The sequence below is a fragment of the Neisseria sp. HMSC074B07 genome (assembly GCF_001810355.1).
Lineage (GTDB): Bacteria > Pseudomonadota > Gammaproteobacteria > Burkholderiales > Neisseriaceae > Neisseria.
Window position 1 is genome coordinate 18,607 of record NZ_KV800877.1, and the last position, 15,292, is coordinate 33,898.

Genomic DNA, 15,292 nt, shown 5'->3' on the forward strand with positions numbered 1-15,292 from the left:
TTGTCCTGATTTAAATTTAATCCACTATATATTGACGTAAGCGGACGAACAAAAAAGAGGTCGTCTGAAAACCAAGCTGGCGTTTTCAGACGACCTTTTATCATTACTGAGCATTATCCAAATCTACGGCTTATCACAGCTGTTTCAAATACAAAACCTCAATCCGTCATAAGATTTAAAGCGGAACAGACAAATCAAATTGCTTCAGTAAACTGACGGTTTCATAAACGGGCAGCCCCATCACACCGGTAAAGCTGCCTTGCAAATACTCGACAAACACGCCGCCCAAGCCTTGGATTCCGTATGCACCGGCTTTATCCATCGGTTCGCCGCTTTGAATGTAGGCAAGGATTTCGTCAGGGGATAAGGTTTTGAAACGCACATCGCTGGTTTGCAAGACGCTGCGCGTTTCGCCTTGCCAATACACGCATACGGCAGTCAGCACTTGATGGGTTTGTCCTGACAACTGTCCAAGCATTGCGACGGCATGCTCTTGGGTTTCGGGTTTGCCGAGGATATGGTTTTGATAGGCAACGGTGGTATCGGCGGTCAGAATGGGAAATTCGGGCGGCGTATCATGTTGTGCAAACCATTGGGCGACGGCGGCAGCGTTCTTTTCGTTCGCCATACGCTGAACATAATCGGCGGCATTTTCGTCAGGAAATGGCGTTTCATCGATATCGGCGGGAATGCGCCGAATTTGGTAGCCTAAGTTTTCAAGGATTTCGCGGCGGCGCGGGCTGCCGGAGGCAAGATAAAGTGTCTGCATAAGTTTTCAGATATTTGAGATACGGATTTTGGGGATTTAATCGATAAGGCAGAGAGGCATACGGAAAGGTCGTCTGAAAATTTTCAGACGACCTTTCTAATCGTTAATCGTGTTGATCCAATTGATAAATTTGGGCAACGGCATCGACCAGATTGCTGTTTTCCGAGCCTGCCTTATTGAGGGTTTGAGTGGGAGAGTGGAGGAGTTTGTTGGTCAATTGGATGGAGAGCCGCTCCAATACCTCTTCCGCCGATGCGCCTTTGGCAAGCTGTTTCATCGCATTTTCCAAAACCTGCCTGCGGGCGCGTTCACCTTCGTCACGCAGGGCGCGGATAAGGGGGACGCTTTGGCGGCTTTGTTGTTGGCGGACAAACTCACCGACCTTTTTCTCCACCATAGCTTCGGCTTCGGCAGCCGCTTTTTGGCGGGCCTCCTTGCCGTTTTGAACGATGCCCATCATGTCGTCAACAGTGTAGAGATAAGCGTCGCCCAGCTCCCCCACTTCAGCTTCGATATCGCGCGGAACGGCAAGGTCGAGCAGGAACATGGGCATATTGAGACGCAGGCGCAATGCGCGTTCCACCATGCCTTTGCCGACCAACGGGAGCTGGCTGGCGGTAGAGGAAACGACGACATCGTATTCGTGCAGGATATCGGGCAACTCTGTCAGCAGGCAAGGCTCGGCATTCAGTCCGAGTTTGTCGCACAACTCTTGGGCGCGCGGCAGGGTACGGTTGGCAACGGTAATGAGTTTGGGACTTTTGGCGGCGAAATAGGTGGCGACCAATTCAATCATTTCGCCCGCGCCGATAAATAGAACGTTCAGATCGCCGATATCGGGAAAAATCTGTTCGGCAAGCTTGACGGATGCGGAAGCCATCGAAACGGAATTCTCGCCGACGGCGGTGTCGGTACGCACTTCTTTAGCAACGGCAAACGTTTTTTGAAACAATGCGTTGAGGTTGGTATTGATGCTTTCTTGTTCTTGGGCGACACGCACGGCATCTTTAATCTGTCCCAAAATCTGCGGCTCACCCAACACCATGGAATCCAATCCGCAGGCAACGCGGAAAGCGTGGCGGATGGTTTCGTTGTTGTCCAAGGTATAAAGATAGGGGCGGATTTCTTCGGCGGGCAGGTTGTGGTATTGCGCCAGCCATTCGATAATTTGCTCGGTTTCGCCGACGCAGTAAAGCTCGGTGCGGTTGCAGGTCGATAGAATTACTGCCTCCTTCGCTGCTTTGCTTCGAGCAAGGTTGCGGACGGCCTCGGGCAGGCTTGCTGCGGTGAATGCCAGCTTCTCGCGTATACTCAAAGGCGCAGTTTGGTGGTTGAGTCCGACGGCGGTAAGTTGCATGGGATAAGGTGGGAGAGATGGTATGTGTCGGCGGGTATTATAGCTTAACTTGACTTTGAAATGAATGTGTTGGCTTCCAAACAAACAGTGCAATTGGCAAAATTTAGATTACCCGGGGTCGTCTGAAAACATCAGATTCATATAACGAAATCATCTTTAAATCGAACAAACCATTCTTTCCCATTTTCAGACGACCTGATTAAAGTAGCTCCAAACTGAGAATAAGGAGCACCCTATGACTACCACCGCCGACCCGCGCGCCAAGCTGCCCGACACCCCGCTTTCCGGCAACGAAGCCCTGAAAGACCGCAGCGACTATCTGCACGGTACCATCAAAGACGATTTGACCGACGACTTTACCGGCGGCTTTACCGCCGACAATTTCCAGCTCATCCGTTTCCACGGCATGTACGAGCAGGACAACCGCGACATCCGCGCCGAGCGTACCGACCAAAAACTCGAACCTTTAAAAAACATGATGTTGCGATGCCGTCTGCCCGGCGGCATCATCACGCCGGCGCAGTGGCTGGGCATAGACAAATTTGCCGGCGATCACACCATTTACGGTTCCATCCGCCTGACCAACCGCCAAACCTTCCAATACCACGGCATTTTAAAAACCGATTTGAAGCTGGCGCACCAGTCCCTGCACAAACTCGGCCTTGATTCCATCGCCACCGCCAGCGACGTCAACCGCAACGTACTTTGCACCAGCAATCCCGTTCAAAGCCCGCTGCACCAAGAAGCCTACGAATGGGCGAAACGCATCAGCATGCACCTTCTGCCGCGCACCATGGCATACGCCGATGTCTGGCTGGGCGGCGAAAAAGTGTTCACCACCGAACCGACCGAACCGCGCAACAAAGAAATCGCCGACGATGTCGAGCCGATTTTGGGCAAAACCTATCTGCCGCGCAAATTCAAAACCGCCGTCGTCATCCCGCCTGACAACGATGTGGACATCCATTCCAACGACTTAGGCTTTGTCGCCATTGAAGAAAACGGCAAACTTGTCGGCTTCAACGTCCTTGTCGGCGGCGGACTGTCCAGCGAACACGGCAACACCAAAACCTACCCCAACACCTCTTACGAATTCGGCTTCGTCCCCCTCGAATATACCCTCAACGCTGCCGAAGCCGTCGTCAGCACCCAGCGCGACTGGGGCAACCGCAGCGACCGCAAAGCCGCGCGCACCCGCTACACCCTCCAGCGCGTCGGCGTTGACGTGTTCAAAGAAGAAGTCGAAAAGCGCATGGGCATCAAGTTCGAACCCATCCGCCCCTACGCTTTCACCCATCGCGGCGACCACATTGGCTGGGTTAAAGGCCTCGAAGGCAACTGGCATCTGACCCTGTTCATCGAAAACGGCCGCCTGCTCGACTACCCCGGCAGACCGTTGAAAACCGGCGTGCGCGAAATCGCCAAAATCCACCCCGGCGACTTCCGTCTGACCGCCAACCAAAACCTCGTCGTCGCCAACGTCCCGCCCGAGCTGAAAGACACCATAGACAAAATCGCCAAAGAACACGGCTTAATCAGCAAATCCATCACCATCCAGCGCGAAAACTCCATGGCGTGCGTCGCCCTGCCGACCTGTCCACTGGCAATGGCGGAGGCCGAACGCTTCCTACCGTCATTCTCCGACAAAATCGACGAAATGTTCGCCAAATACGGCTTGGAAGACGAATACATCGTCCTGCGCGTCACCGGCTGCCCAAACGGTTGCGGCCGCGCCATGCTCGCCGAAATCGGCTTGGTCGGCAAAGCCGTCGGCCGCTACAACCTCTACGCAGGCGGCAACCGCGAAGGCACACGCATCCCGCGCCTGTTTAAAGAAAACATTACCGAACCCGAAATCCTCGAAATCGTCGACGGCTGGGTCGGCAACTGGGCGCAAAACCGCCTCGACGACGAAGGCTTCGGCGACTTTGCCGTCCGTACCGGCATCGTCAAACCCGTCCTCGATCCACCGCGCGATTTTTGGGCTTGAAAACCTGTTGGCAGATTAAGAAACAAAGTTGGAAATCAAAAGGTCGTCTGAAAATCTGCAATGCTTGTTTTCAGACGACCTTTTGATTGTTTAAACCGACTTATTAAATTATTTCGCAGCCTTAAACGCGTCGGTAACCTGTTTGGAAGCGTTCAGCAATTCTTGCGCGCCGCCCGCCGCCAAATAGGTTTCGGGAACGAGGTAAACCACTTGTCCTTTTTTCCATGCGGTCGTTTCGGCGACCAGCGGATTGTTCAACACGTCTTTCGCAGCCTGTCCTTCTTCGCCGATGGCCGCGCCCCTGTCAAGGACAAACAGCCAATCGGGATTTTTCTCTTTCAGGTATTCGAAGCTGACGGGCTGACCGTGGCTGCCTTCTTTGATGGCTTCGTCAACGGCCGGAACACCGATGTCTTTGTGCAGCCAGCCGCCCAGTCGTGAAGACGGACCGAAGGCGGACAGTTTCCCGCCGTTGACCAGAATCACCAAACCCTTGCCTTTACCTTGCGCGGCAGCTTTTGCGGCTTCAAAAGATGCGTCGATTTCCGCCTTCAGCTTGTCGGCTTCCGCCTGTTTGCCGAAGATTTGCGCCAGCGCGTCGATACGCTCTTTGGCACTGTCTTTGAGGTTGGCGGTATCGGCGGTCATCTCGATGGTCGGCGCAATGGCGTTCAACTTGTCAAACGCTTTGGCTGCGCGGCTGCCGATAATGATGAGCTGCGGCTTGTAGGCGTTGAGCGCTTCGTAATCCGGCTCGAACAGCGTACCGGCAGGTTTTGTCGCTTTGAAATATTCGTCCAAATAAGGCAGCAGGTTTTTGTCGATGGACAAACCGGTTTTCACGCCCAATTTGTTTAAAGTATCGAGCATGCCCAAATCGTAAACGGCGATACGTTCGGGATTTTGCGGCACTTTCGCGTCGCCGCGCGTCGTTTTGACGGTCAAACCCGCGCCTTCGGTTTGGGCTGCGGAAGCGGTTTGGGCGTTTTGGTTTGAAGCGGAATCTTTCGGCGAACACGCACCCAAAGCAAGGGCGCAGCATACGGCTAAAGCAGTCAGACGTAACATGGATTCTCCAAGCAGATATAAAACGAAAATATGGAAAAGGCCGTTTGAACAAGAAAATTTAAAGGCTTCCAATCAGAAAGCCGAACGTTCAGACGACCTTTACGGTTTGATGTTACCAAATTAACCAATAACAATTATCGTTTATTTTATTAGATATAAAAGAGGCTGTCCATCGGTCTTTAAATGCGGTTGTCGGTCATCTCCCCGCCATCATTCATCAAACAACCAATCCCAACCTTTTCCCCAATGCCAAAATCGCCCTTTTGTTCGACGGGGAGAACACTTTTTCCGCCGCTTCTTCAATACCGAACCATCCGTAAGCGACGTGTTCGTCAGGCTGCAAAACAATAGCCGCATCGCGCGGAATTTCGGCGGAAAAGATGTGTTCGCGGTTTTCGAACACGCCTTTGGGATAGCGGTGCCGCCAGTGGTGGTAGATTTCGTAAACCGTGCTGTCGTGCCAGTTGCAGAGCTGCCCGTCCGCAAGGCGGATGCCGGTTTCCTCCCAAACTTCGCGTTTAGCGGTTTCCTCTATGGTTTCGTCCGGCTCAATGCTGCCGGTTACCGACTGCCAAAAACCTGGCGGCGAAGTGCGTTCGATTAAAAGGATATTGCCGTCTGCATCATGCAGGACAACCAGCGCGGACACGGGATACTTCAAGGGCTTTGCCATCAATCGTCTCCGCCGGAATCCATCGCGGGATCGGATTTGGTATCGCTGCGCGCCTGCATTCCCGCCTTAATCATGGCGATGCTGCTCGGTGCCTGGCTTTCGTTCAAGATGCGGACTTCGCGCTGCGGATAAGGGAACTCGATGCCGTGTTCGTTAAACTGCCGCCAAATATCCAGAAAAATCGCCGATTGCAGCGCGGCAAAACCGTTTTCCGGGTCTTTCACCCAATAAGTCGCGCGCAAATCGATACCGTTGTCGCCGAAATTGGTCACCACCGCCAAAGGCGCGGGATTATTGGAAACACGCGGCTGCGCGGCGGCTGCGCTTTTGATGATGTCGAGCGCCTTAATCAAATCGGAATGATAGGCAACCTGTATATTGAACGCCTGCTGCAATTCGCGGCTGGTATAGGATTCGTTGACCACCATCGAGGTAACGAACGTCTCGTTCGGAATCAGCGCCTCCGTACCGTTGGCATTGCGCAACACAACGAAACGCGAGGTGATTTTGGTGACATAACCGGTAAAGTTGTTGACCGTCAGACGGTCGTTCATGCGGATGGAGCGGTCGCCCAAAATGATGAAGCCCGAAATATAGTTGCTCGCCACTTTTTGCAGGCCGAAACCGATACCGACACCCAACGCACCGCCAAACACCGACAATACCGTCAAATCAATCCCCACCAGCGGCAGCGCAATCAATACCGCCAAAACCATCATCACCGTTTTGACAACTTTAGACAAAATCATGCTCAGATTGGTGTCTAAGCTGCTTTTCTCCAACCGCTCGCCGATAAAGCGCGCCAACCACGACGCACCTATCATCAGGATACCGACCCACAAAATCCCGTTCAAAATCGTCAGCAGGCTGAGCCTGCCCGAACCGACCGAGAAACTGATGCCGTCGAGAATCTCCAAAATCTTATCGTCCAAGCCCGACAGCCAAAGCACGAACCCTACCCACAAAACCATGGAGACTGATTTCTCCAGCCAGTCGGTCAGTTTGTTTTGCGGCAAAGCGGCATGAACGACCGCCACGCTGACCCGAATCAAAATCATCCAGCGCGCCGCCAAAATCAACAGATGCAGCCATACCGCGCGAAATTCCGTCAGATTGCAGACAAACAAAGCCGCCGCGCCGAAAATCATCATCAGTACCGGCCACAAAATCCTTCTGCCGATATGCCGCAAAAGCGCGAAGCTGCCGTGTTCTGAGAAGAAATAACGGTCGTTGAGGCGGTTTGACAGCCAAAACGCCGCCACCATCAGCATCAAGACACCGACCAGCTCTATCCAGCCCGAAACCTGTCCGAAGTTGCGCTCCACCAAGCTCGATGTAAACGCCTGACGCGCAAACAAATCATGCAAAATACTGTCCATCCGCCCTGTTTTTTATAGTGGATTAAAATAAAAATGAGACAAGGCGACAACGCCCGCCGTGTACGGGTAGTACATAAGGGCGTTGGCAACGCCGTATCATTGCAATTTTAATCCACTATATTAAAAATCAAAGCTGAGATTATATAGCAGCCATTAAATTCCGCCACATCCGTTTACCCCCGAGGTCGTCTGAAAAACATCGCAGTTTCCAATCAAGTATGAACCATTCCGCAGCCCTACCCTCCCTGACACCAAACAAATTCAAAGCCGCTTCAAGCAGATAGCCGAAACCGTCCGGCTTTACCCTTGCCAAAGCCGTGCAAGAAAACTATAATCCCAAACTTCTCGAGTCGGAGTGTGGCGCAGTCTGGTAGCGCACTTGCATGGGGTGCAAGGGGTCGAAGGTTCGAATCCTTTCACTCCGACCAAAAATTCAACAGCCCGGTCATTTTTGACCGGGCTGTTTTTTTGCCTTGACTGTCTCAAATCTTATATCTCAAGCGTTTCAATCAAAAGGTCGTCTGAAAACCCCGAATCCGAGTTTTCAGACGACCTTTTTATTATCCGCAAAGCTTACAGATAGAATTTTTCAACCACTTTCAAATTGTCGTCCAATTTGTACACCAGCGGCTGACCGGTCGGGATTTCCAAGCCCATGATGTCTTCGTCGGAAATGCCTTCGATGTGTTTGGCCAATGCGCGCAGGGAGTTGCCGTGGGCGGCGACCAAGACGCGTTTGCCGCTCAGAAGCGCGGGGGCGATTTGGTCTTCCCAGAACGGCAATACGCGCTCCAAAGTGACTTTCAGGTTTTCGCCGTCAGGGATGACATCGGCGGGCAGGTTGGCATAACGGCGGTCGTTGTGTGCGGAGAACGGGTCTTTCGGGTCAAGCAGCGGCGGCAGGGTGTCGTAGCTGCGGCGCCAGATGTGGACTTGCTCGTCGCCGTATTTTTCGGCGGTTTGTTTTTTATCCAAACCTTGCAGTTGGCCGTAGTGGCGTTCGTTCAGCCTCCAGCTTTTGATTTGCGGCACGAACAGTTGGTCGGATTCTTCCAAAACGATGTTGCAGGTTTTAATCGCACGGGTCAGGACGGAAGTGAAGGCGATGTCGAACTCGTAGCCTTTTTCCTTCAGTTTTTTACCGGCGGCGGCGGCTTCGGCAAGCCCCTGCTCGCTCAGTTTCACGTCGCGCCAGCCTGTAAACAGGTTTTTCGCGTTCCATTCGCTTTGTCCGTGGCGGATAAATACCAATTCCATGTCGTATGCTCCAATTTGAGGTCGGTAGAAGGGGCTATTTATAACATATTTCGGCTGCTTCTGCAGTCGGGGCAGGACTATGCTTGTTCTTTATCAAGACTTGCGGCGTATTGTTTTGCTGCCCACTCCCCTACCCTTGCAGTCGTAATGCTTCCAAACAAATTAAAGGTCGTCTGAAAACCCTGTTTTAAGTTTTCAGACGACCTTCTTCAACCTGGCATCAAGGCATTAGGACTCGACGGGGATGATGCCGATTTTTGCCTGCCATTTGCGCGGGGCGGTGGCGTGGATGGACTCGCCTTTGCTGTCCACGGCGACGGTTACGGGCATGTCTTTGACTTCAAACTCGTAAACTGCTTCCATGCCCAATTCGGGGAACGCCAAGACTTTGGAGGATTTGATGGCTTTTGCCACGAGGTATGCCGCGCCGCCGACTGCCATGAGGTATACGGCTTTGTTGTCGGCGATGGCTTCGCAGGTGGCTGCGCCGCGCTCGGATTTGCCGATCATGCCCAAGAGGCCGGTTTGTTCGAGCATTTGGCGGGTGAATTTGTCCATGCGGGTAGCGGTGGTCGGGCCTGCCGGACCGACTACTTCGTCGCCGACCGGATCGACGGGGCCGACGTAGTAAATCAGGCGGTTGGTGAAATCGACGGGCAACTCTTCGCCTTTATCGAGCATATCGACGAGGCGTTTGTGCGCGGCATCACGACCGGTGAGGATTTTGCCGTTCAGCAGCAATACGTCGCCGGTTTTCCAGCTGGCAACTTCTTCTTTGGTCAGTTTATCGACATCGATGCGTTTGCCGTTGTCGGGGCTGTAAGTCAAATCGGGCCAGTCTTCAACGCGCGGCGGGGTCAGTTCGACCGGACCGGAGCCGTCCAATTCGAATTCGACGTGGCGGGTGGCGGCGCAGTTCGGAATCATGGCAATCGGTTTGGATGCGGCATGGGTCGGGTAATCGAGGATTTTGACGTCCAACACGGTGGTCAGTCCGCCCAAACCTTGTGCGCCGATGCCCAGCGCGTTGACTTTTTCAAAGAGTTCGAGGCGCAGGGCTTCGGTGGTGGACAATTCTGCACCTGACGCGGCTTTTTCCTGCAACTCTTGAATGTCGATGTGGCTCATCAGGGATTCTTTCGCCATCAGCACGGCTTTTTCGGGCGTACCGCCGATACCAATACCCAAAATGCCGGGAGGACACCAGCCCGCGCCCATGGTCGGGATGGTTTTCAATACCCAATCGACGATATTGTCGGAAGGATTGAGCATGGCGAGCTTGGATTTGTTTTCAGAGCCGCCGCCTTTTGCCGCGCAGGTTACTTCGACTTTGTCGCCCGGTACGATGCTCATGTGGATGACGGCGGGAGTGTTGTCTTTGGTGTTTTGGCGTTTGCCGGCAGGATCGGCGAGGACGGACGCGCGCAGGGTGTTGCCTTCCCAAGTGTAGGCGCGGCGTACGCCTTCGTTAACCATCTCTTCCACACTCATGTCCGCATCCCATTGGACGTTCATGCCGACTTTGAGGAAGACGGTTGCGATACCGGTGTCTTGACAGATGGGGCGGTTGTTTTCGGCACACATGCGGCTGTTGACCAAAATCTGCGTCATCGCGTCTTTGGCGGCGGGATTTTCTTCCTTCTGCCACGCCTTATAGAGCGCGTCGATGTAGTCTTTCGGATGGTAATAGCTGATGAATTGGAAGGCATCGCAGATACTTTGGATAAAGTCTTCTTGCTTGATGACGGTCATGATTGTGTTCCTTTTCATATGGTAGGGAGGGTTTGTTAGCTTTTTTATAGAGGCCGTTTTTCAGACGACCTTAATCGGTGTAATAGTGCTGTCAATCGATATGAGGCGACAATATGATTTTTATAATTTATTGATTTTCATAAAACTTAATAACCTATCATTTCACTCGGATGATGATAACGGATATTGTCGGCAATATTTACCGGTAGAAATAAAACTACAATTAATCTGTCCACTCAAATTCCAAAGGGTCGTCTGAAAAGGCTGAATTCACCGCCGCAATGAACCTTACTAATAACATGAATTTAAAAAGAAACAATTATTTTTCAGACGACCTGTCTTTCTTTTTTCAACCATACACAAATGTAAAAGCCGTGTCATTCTACCCACGATGATTTTTGACGGAAGTCAAACTTAGCCATTTTTCTGAAATTTTATAACATAATTTGCATTTGCTTACACTTCGCAGATTTATTCAATAAATACATAGATATATACTTTTATATCAAACACTTAATAATGATATTTACTCGTATTTCAAAATGGTTTTTAGCAGTTATTCCTTTATCTTAAGTTTATTTTATCTTACAAAATAACAAGATGGCACAAAGGTCGTCTGAAAACCACTGTTTTTTGTTCACAATCCGCCACCACCCTGCCTTTACGACTCCGCCATCATCAAAAAACCCAAATTCTGATACACTAATAAAAGACAGTCAGACGTCGATTTATAAGACGTTTCCTGAAAAATATCTGCATTTTAAAAATTTGTAATAAAAATACACACATCCGATTTCCCCTATCCCATTCCACAGGACACTACCATGAGTGAAAACTTGTTAACCCTGACCATAGACGGCCACGAGGTCAAAGCCTCTGCCGACTCGTCAATCATTCAGGCCTATGCCCGTTCCGGCAGCGCGATTACCGCCAACGTCGGCTGTATGGGGCAAGGCGTGTGCGGTTCCTGCCGCTGCATGATCCGCAAGGAAGGCGAGCGCGAGGTAACGACTGCGTTGGCGTGCGAAACCAAAGTCAAAGAAGGGATGCAGGTCAGCTTCTTGGACTACTTCATTCCCGAGCATATCCAATATTACGACGTGAGCGAGGTCGGCGACGGCTGGAACTGGCTGGACGACACTGCCAAAGCCTTCCCCGAAGCGCAAAACTGTCGTCATTGCGGCGGCTGCAACCGCGCCTGCCCCAAAGGTTTGGAAGTGGAAAACGGCGTGGCGCAAGTGGTATCCGGCGATTTCGGCGCGGCTGCGCTGACCTTCGACCAATGCGTGATGTGCAACCTCTGCACCCTTTCCTGCCCCGAACACATCCGTCCGAACCACTTAGGCCTGTTCGCCCGCCGTATGAAAGCAGCGCGCACGCTGCGTCCGGTGGATTTGATGCGCCGCCTGCGCGAAATCGACAGCGGCAAAATGAAAGTCGAATTTGAAGAGGAGGCAATGTAATGGCGAACGAAATCCAAGGCATAGACTACGAAACCGCCCTTGCCAACTTGCGCGCTTCCTCATTGGAACTGCGCGGCGACCTGCCGGAAAAAAACGAATTATTGAGTCAGTTTCATCCCGACTATCAGGCCAATGCGCGCGTCAAACTGCCCATCGGACCGAACACGGGCGATTACTGCCATCCTGATTTGGCGAAACTGCTGATCAGTCATCCCCTGATTGACGACTATGATTTGTCGGGCGCGGAACACTTAAACACCGACGTGCTGGTTATCGGCGGCGGCGGTGCGGGCGCAGCAGCGGCATTGTCTGCAACCGAAGCAGGCGCGCGCGTGATTATGGCGAACAAGCTGCGTATAGGCGACAGCAATACCGTGATGGCCGAAGGCGGCATTCAGGCGGCAGTCGGCGCAGAAGACAGCTTGCAGCAGCATTTTGACGACACCATCAAAGGCGGTCACAACGCAGGCAAAAAAGAATTGGTGGCGCAAATGGTTACCGACGCGCCGTCCGCCATCCGCTGGCTGATCGGCTTGGGCATGACTTTCGACCTTGCCAAAGGCGCGGACAGCAACGGCATGTTGAGCCGCAAACGTGCAGGCGGCACGACCGTGCCGCGTATCCTGAGCTACCGCGACTTTACCGGCCTTGAAATGATGCGCGTACTGCGCGAGGCGGTCGAACTCGACGAAAACATTACCCAGCTCAACCGCCACCCCGCCATCGAATTATTGTCGGACGAACACGGCCGCTGCGTCGGCGCGATTTTGTACGATTTGGAAAAACGCTCTTTGGTATTGGTTCACGCCAAAGCCGTGGTCTTGGCAACCGGCGGCAGCGGACGGCTGCATTTGCAGGGTTTCGCCACTTCCAACCACTACGGCGCAACCGCCGACGGTCTGGTGATGGCATACCGCATCGGCGCGAAACTGCGCGACATTGATTCCTTCCAATACCATCCGACCGGCGTCGCCCATCCGCCGCACTTGGCAGGCGCGCTGATTTCCGAAGCCGTGCGCTCCGCAGGCACCAAACTGGTCAACGGTTTGGGCGAGCGTTTCGTTGACGAATTGCAGCCGCGCGACGTCGTTGCCGCCGCTATTTTGCGCGAGTGCCGCGAAGGCCGCGGCGTAGTACGCGACGGACAGGTCGGCGTGTTCCTCGACACCCCGCGCCTGATTGAAAACGATCCTGATGTATTGAACCGTCTGGTTACGCTCGGCCACGTCGCCCATAAATGCGGCATCGACCCCGCTGCCGAACCCGTAATGATTCATCCGACCTTGCACTACCAAAACGGCGGCGTCGAAATCAACGGCGACGGCGCGACCTGCGTCGAAGGCCTCTATTGCGCCGGTGAAGTAACCGGCGGCATCCACGGCCGCAACCGCCTGATGGGCAACGCGCTTTTGGACATCATCAGCTTCGGCCGCCGCGCGGGTAAAGCCGCCGCCGGTTGCGGCCTGCCGCTGAAAAAAGTGCGCGGCGGTGTCGGACACGTTCACGATCTGCAACGCGAAATGACCCGCGCCGGACTGACCAGCGACATCAAAGCCCCCGTTTTATATCCCGACTACGGCAAATTCGATTTGCGCGAACACGCCGGTTTGCAGGAGCAACAATCATGAACCAAGCCAATCAAAACTTACTGCACCCGTCCCGCCAAGTCGGCGCGGATTTGGCCGCGTGGCGCAAAGTCGGCGGCGGCGAAGGCCTGCTGGCGGCACTTGCCGATCCTCAAAGCATCGTTTCCAAGCTGCAAGACTCCAACCTCTGCGGCATGGGCGGCGCAGGTTTCCCGACCTGGCGCAAATGGGAGACTGCCGTCGCAGCCCAAAGCAAACACGGCGACAAATACGTCGTCTGTAACGCCAACGAAGACGAACCGGGTACGTTCAAAGACCGCGTATTGCTGGCGAAAACGCCGCACCAAGTCATCGAAGGCGTCCTAATCGCCGCCGTCGCCTGCCGCGCCAACAAAGCGATTATGTATGTCAACCCGCACCAGACCGAATCTGTCGCCGCCATCGTGCCCGCCATCGAGCAATGGAAAAAAAGCGATTTGTTCATCCGCATCGAAAACTATCTGGGCAAACCTTTAGACCTGAAATTGGTCGAAACCTCAGGCCGCTACATCGGCGGCGAAGAAACCGCCGTGATTTCATGGTTGGAGGGCGGTTTCCCGTTCCCGCGCCGCAAGCCGCCGTTCCCCGCCGAAAGCGGTGTCAACGGTGAACCGACCCTTATCAACAACACCGAAACCTTCGCCAACATCCCGCAAATCCTTGCCAAAGGCGCGGAATGGTACAAATCGCTGGGTTTGGGCGATGCCGCAGGCACGAAACTCTACTCGCTTTCCGGCGACGTATTGAATCCGGGCCTGTACGAACTGCCGATGGGCACGACCCTGCAATCGCTGATTTTCGACCACGGCGGCGGTATGCTCGAAGGGCGCACGTTTAAAGCCGTCTTCACCGGCGGCCCGTCAAACACGCTTCTGACCGCGAAAGATTTGGACGTGCCTTTGGACTTCGTGTCCGTGCGCGAACGCAAATCCAGCCTCGGTACGGGCGCGATGATTGTGATTTCAGAAGGAACCAGCGTGGTGCGCAAAGTGTCCGAGTATGTGGAATTTTTTGCGTCCAACTCATGCGGACAATGCCCGCCGTGCAAAGGCGGCACCTTCCAACTTTCACGCCTGCTCAACCGCGTGGATACCGGCATCGGCACTTCAGACGACCTCCGCGCCCTGCAAAGCCTGTGCCAACTGCTGCCCCGAAGCGGCCGCTGCGGCCTGATCGACGGCGCGGTTACCGTGTTGCAAAGTTCGCTGCGTACCTTCCCCGAAGAGTACGGACTGCCTGCAGAGCAGGATTAATCCGATACGGGGTTTCAGACGACCTTTTCTATTATGGGAGGTCGTCTGAAAAATACCCGTAGATTGGGTCATGACCCAACATGATGATTGGGGTTTAAGTATTTGTTGGGTTTCACAACCGAACCTGCTAAATCTGAGGTTTTACCCTCTCCCTAGCCCTCTCCCACGGGGAGAGGGAATGATGGTGCTGAAGCCGACCATTATCAGATTTTCTGCAATCTGCCCCTCTTCCACGGAGAGGGAATAATGGTGCTGAAACCGACCATTATCGGACTTTCTGCAATCCGTCCCCTCTCCCCGTGGGAGAGGGTTAGGGAGAGGGCAAACCGCAATAACCTAAGAAAACGTCGTCTGAAAAAGATGACAACACAAAAATACGCAGTACCCAAACCACCAAAAGAAAAACATAAACAACAACTGCTGCCAAATACGTTTCAGACGACCCCTCCCCACTAAAACGGACACACATCGTCTGACTAAAACTTACAGTAGATTTGCCATCAGAGAAAACGATACGGACATCCTAGGGTTTCGCTCTCTCCCTAACCCTCTCCCTCAGGGAGAGGGAATGATAGTGCTGAAGCCGACTATTATCGGATTTTCTGCAAGCTATCTCTTCTTCCACGGAGAGGGAATGATGGTGCTGAAACCGACCATTATCGGACTTCCTGCAATCTATCCCCTCTCCCCGTGGGAGAGGGTTAGG

11 protein-coding genes and 1 tRNA gene are annotated in these 15,292 nt (G+C 53.4%); 5 read left to right on the forward strand and 7 right to left on the reverse strand.

Features of this window, described 5'->3' with window-relative positions:
- Nucleotides 1–175: 175 nt before the first annotated feature.
- A complete protein-coding gene (locus HMPREF2726_RS00500; RefSeq protein WP_009311649.1) occupies nucleotides 176–769 on the reverse strand; it encodes a Maf family protein in 594 nt (197 codons plus the stop codon).
- 103 nt (nucleotides 770–872) lie between these two features.
- A complete protein-coding gene (gene hemA, locus HMPREF2726_RS00505) occupies nucleotides 873–2,126 on the reverse strand; it encodes a glutamyl-tRNA reductase (RefSeq protein WP_003761773.1) in 1,254 nt (417 codons plus the stop codon).
- A gap of 235 nt (nucleotides 2,127–2,361) precedes the next feature.
- On the opposite strand from hemA, the gene cysI reads away from it, so the two are divergent.
- A complete protein-coding gene (gene cysI, locus HMPREF2726_RS00510; protein ID WP_009311651.1) occupies nucleotides 2,362–4,116 on the forward strand; it encodes an assimilatory sulfite reductase (NADPH) hemoprotein subunit in 1,755 nt (584 codons plus the stop codon).
- Between the two features lie 108 nt (nucleotides 4,117–4,224).
- Here the strand turns inward: cysI and HMPREF2726_RS00515 are convergent, their stop codons facing one another.
- From HMPREF2726_RS00515 to HMPREF2726_RS00525, 3 genes are all read right to left on the reverse strand, one after another.
- The gene (locus tag HMPREF2726_RS00515) at nucleotides 4,225–5,184 is read right to left on the reverse strand and encodes a siderophore ABC transporter substrate-binding protein (RefSeq protein ID WP_009311653.1); all 960 of its coding nucleotides are present in this window, start codon (nucleotides 5,182–5,184) and stop codon (nucleotides 4,225–4,227) included.
- Between the two features lie 217 nt (nucleotides 5,185–5,401).
- A complete protein-coding gene (gene nudB / locus HMPREF2726_RS00520) occupies nucleotides 5,402–5,857 on the reverse strand; it encodes a dihydroneopterin triphosphate diphosphatase (RefSeq protein WP_009311655.1) in 456 nt (151 codons plus the stop codon).
- Nucleotides 5,857–7,236 (reverse strand): mechanosensitive ion channel family protein, encoded by a 1,380-nt coding sequence (locus HMPREF2726_RS00525; protein WP_009311657.1) that lies wholly within the window; start codon nucleotides 7,234–7,236, stop codon nucleotides 5,857–5,859. Before HMPREF2726_RS00525 ends, nudB begins: the two co-directional genes overlap by 1 nt.
- Before the next feature lie 351 nt (nucleotides 7,237–7,587).
- Here HMPREF2726_RS00525 and HMPREF2726_RS00530 point away from each other — a divergent pair.
- Nucleotides 7,588–7,664: transfer RNA gene (locus HMPREF2726_RS00530), tRNA-Pro, on the forward strand.
- A gap of 145 nt (nucleotides 7,665–7,809) precedes the next feature.
- Here HMPREF2726_RS00530 and HMPREF2726_RS00535 read toward each other — a convergent pair.
- On the reverse strand, nucleotides 7,810–8,493 hold the full coding sequence (locus HMPREF2726_RS00535) for a 2,3-diphosphoglycerate-dependent phosphoglycerate mutase (protein ID WP_003766223.1): 684 nt from the start codon (nucleotides 8,491–8,493) through the stop codon (nucleotides 7,810–7,812).
- A 228-nt stretch (nucleotides 8,494–8,721) separates the two neighbouring features.
- The gene (locus HMPREF2726_RS00540; protein ID WP_003740750.1) at nucleotides 8,722–10,245 is read right to left on the reverse strand and encodes a fumarate hydratase; all 1,524 of its coding nucleotides are present in this window, start codon (nucleotides 10,243–10,245) and stop codon (nucleotides 8,722–8,724) included.
- 824 nt (nucleotides 10,246–11,069) lie between these two features.
- On the opposite strand from HMPREF2726_RS00540, the gene HMPREF2726_RS00545 reads away from it, so the two are divergent.
- The 3 genes from HMPREF2726_RS00545 to HMPREF2726_RS00555 are packed head-to-tail and all read left to right on the forward strand — an operon-like array spanning nucleotide 11,070 to nucleotide 14,586.
- Complete coding sequence (locus HMPREF2726_RS00545; protein ID WP_070601858.1) at nucleotides 11,070–11,708, forward strand: 4Fe-4S dicluster domain-containing protein; 639 nt, start codon at nucleotides 11,070–11,072, stop codon at nucleotides 11,706–11,708.
- Nucleotides 11,708–13,336, forward strand: a complete 1,629-nt coding sequence (locus tag HMPREF2726_RS00550) for an FAD-binding protein (RefSeq protein WP_070601860.1) — start codon at nucleotides 11,708–11,710, stop codon at nucleotides 13,334–13,336. The genes HMPREF2726_RS00545 and HMPREF2726_RS00550 overlap by 1 nt, the downstream gene beginning before the upstream one ends.
- Nucleotides 13,333–14,586: a complex I 51 kDa subunit family protein gene (locus HMPREF2726_RS00555; RefSeq protein ID WP_070601862.1), complete on the forward strand. Its 1,254-nt coding sequence runs from the start codon at nucleotides 13,333–13,335 to the stop codon at nucleotides 14,584–14,586. The genes HMPREF2726_RS00550 and HMPREF2726_RS00555 overlap by 4 nt, the downstream gene beginning before the upstream one ends.
- Nucleotides 14,587–15,292 lie beyond the last annotated feature (706 nt).

Bases quoted from the DNA above. Each gene is read 5' to 3' on its own strand.
- HMPREF2726_RS00500 (WP_009311649.1), bottom strand. From the start codon at position 769: ATGCAGACACTTTATCTTGCCTCCGGCAGCCCGCGCCGCCGCGAAATC.
- cysI (WP_009311651.1), top strand. From the start codon at position 2,362: ATGACTACCACCGCCGACCCGCGCGCCAAGCTGCCCGACACCCCGCTT.
- hemA (WP_003761773.1), bottom strand. From the start codon at position 2,126: ATGCAACTTACCGCCGTCGGACTCAACCACCAAACTGCGCCTTTGAGT.
- HMPREF2726_RS00535 (WP_003766223.1), bottom strand. From the start codon at position 8,493: ATGGAATTGGTATTTATCCGCCACGGACAAAGCGAATGGAACGCGAAA.
- HMPREF2726_RS00545 (WP_070601858.1), top strand. From the start codon at position 11,070: ATGAGTGAAAACTTGTTAACCCTGACCATAGACGGCCACGAGGTCAAA.
- HMPREF2726_RS00550 (WP_070601860.1), top strand. From the start codon at position 11,708: ATGGCGAACGAAATCCAAGGCATAGACTACGAAACCGCCCTTGCCAAC.
- HMPREF2726_RS00540 (WP_003740750.1), bottom strand. From the start codon at position 10,245: ATGACCGTCATCAAGCAAGAAGACTTTATCCAAAGTATCTGCGATGCC.
- HMPREF2726_RS00555 (WP_070601862.1), top strand. From the start codon at position 13,333: ATGAACCAAGCCAATCAAAACTTACTGCACCCGTCCCGCCAAGTCGGC.
- HMPREF2726_RS00515 (WP_009311653.1), bottom strand. From the start codon at position 5,184: ATGTTACGTCTGACTGCTTTAGCCGTATGCTGCGCCCTTGCTTTGGGT.
- HMPREF2726_RS00525 (WP_009311657.1), bottom strand. From the start codon at position 7,236: ATGGACAGTATTTTGCATGATTTGTTTGCGCGTCAGGCGTTTACATCG.
- nudB (WP_009311655.1), bottom strand. From the start codon at position 5,857: ATGGCAAAGCCCTTGAAGTATCCCGTGTCCGCGCTGGTTGTCCTGCAT.